We start from the raw sequence: 1,216 nt of genomic DNA on the forward strand, positions 1-1,216 counted from the left end.
TACCCGTACGTGCGGACCGTGCGCGGGGAGTAGTTCCGATCAGCCAGATAACCCAGGTACGCATTCATCGCGGACAGCGACCCGCCCACGTCCGGCCCCGTCAGGCGCCACCGCCGCGGATCAGCCGGGTCCACACCGACCACCAGAGCATCCATGCCCTCAGGCCTACTCCCCAGCAGTACCGACTTCCAGCACCCCCACTGCGATTCCGACCACCGCCCGCGTCAGGCAGCCACCCCCCAGGGGTCCGATTGGCCGGTTAACAGGCAGTCCCCGACGGTGCCGATGGAGGGCACGGCGCCGACCTCTGCGAGGCGTTCGCCGTAGCGCACGGAGGTGAATTGCGACCCGGCGTCCGAGTGGCACCGCAGGCCCGTCAGGAGCGTGCCGCGTGACCAGCGGGCCATCTCGATGGCGTCCAGGACCATCTCGGTGCGCATGTGCCCCGCCACGCGCCACCCCACGATCGTGCGGGAGAACGCGTCGACGATGAAGCACACGTAGGCCACGCCGGCGAACGTCGGAACGTAGGTCAGGTCGGTGACCCACAGCTGGTTGGGGGCGGTGGCGGTGAAGTCCCGCTTGACCAGGTCCGGGTGACGCGCGGCTGCGGGATCGGGTCGCGTGGTGCGCACCCGCTTGGTCCGCACCGCCCCGGCGATGCCTTCGGCCCGCATGAGCCGGGCCACCTGATCACGCCCGACGTCGTGCCCGGCTCGCCGGGCCGCCTTCCACAACTTCCGTGCCCCGTAGACCCGGTAGTTCGCTTCCCACACCTCCCGGAGCGCCGGCCTGAGCTCGCTGTCACGCGCGGCACGCGCTGACGGGGTCCGGCTCTTGGCGGCGTAGTACGTGCTCACAGCCACCTTCACGCCCGCCTTGGACAGGACCGTGCAGATGGACTCGACTGTGAGACGCGCGCCGCCGACGACCTGGTCGCGGTTGGCGTCGATGAACGCAACTACTTCTTGTGTTGGCGGTCGAGCTCCGCCCCGAAGAAAGGCTTGATATGCAGGTGATCGGCGCGTCGGTTCCGGGCTTCCGGCGGGGGTGGGTGGAGGCTGATGGTGAGGCATCCGTCGAGGAGGTTCGGACGTCTGGGATCGGGTCGTTCATGCCGTGCTTGGTGCGCTCGGCGGGAAGCGTGCCAAGCCTGGGTGATCCGCTGCTGGATGAGTACCTACGGTTCACCGCCGCTAGGGTGCGGCCCAACACG

1 protein-coding gene and 1 pseudogene are annotated in these 1,216 nt (G+C 69.1%); one reads left to right on the top strand and one right to left on the bottom strand.

From position 1 onward, the window contains the following. Positions 1 to 269: 269 nt before the first annotated feature. Positions 270 to 1,004: pseudogene (locus tag BN11_RS18830) on the bottom strand (IS3 family transposase); the annotation flags it as partial. Here BN11_RS18830 and BN11_RS25460 point away from each other — a divergent pair. Further along, the coding region (locus BN11_RS25460; RefSeq protein WP_048699887.1) for a hypothetical protein at positions 971 to 1,216 on the top strand (246 nt) is incomplete at its 3' end. The pseudogene BN11_RS18830 and the gene BN11_RS25460 sit on opposite strands and share 34 nt — an antisense overlap.

Source organism: Nostocoides australiense Ben110 (assembly GCF_001050535.1).
Taxonomy (GTDB): domain Bacteria; phylum Actinomycetota; class Actinomycetes; order Actinomycetales; family Dermatophilaceae; genus Nostocoides_A; species Nostocoides_A australiense.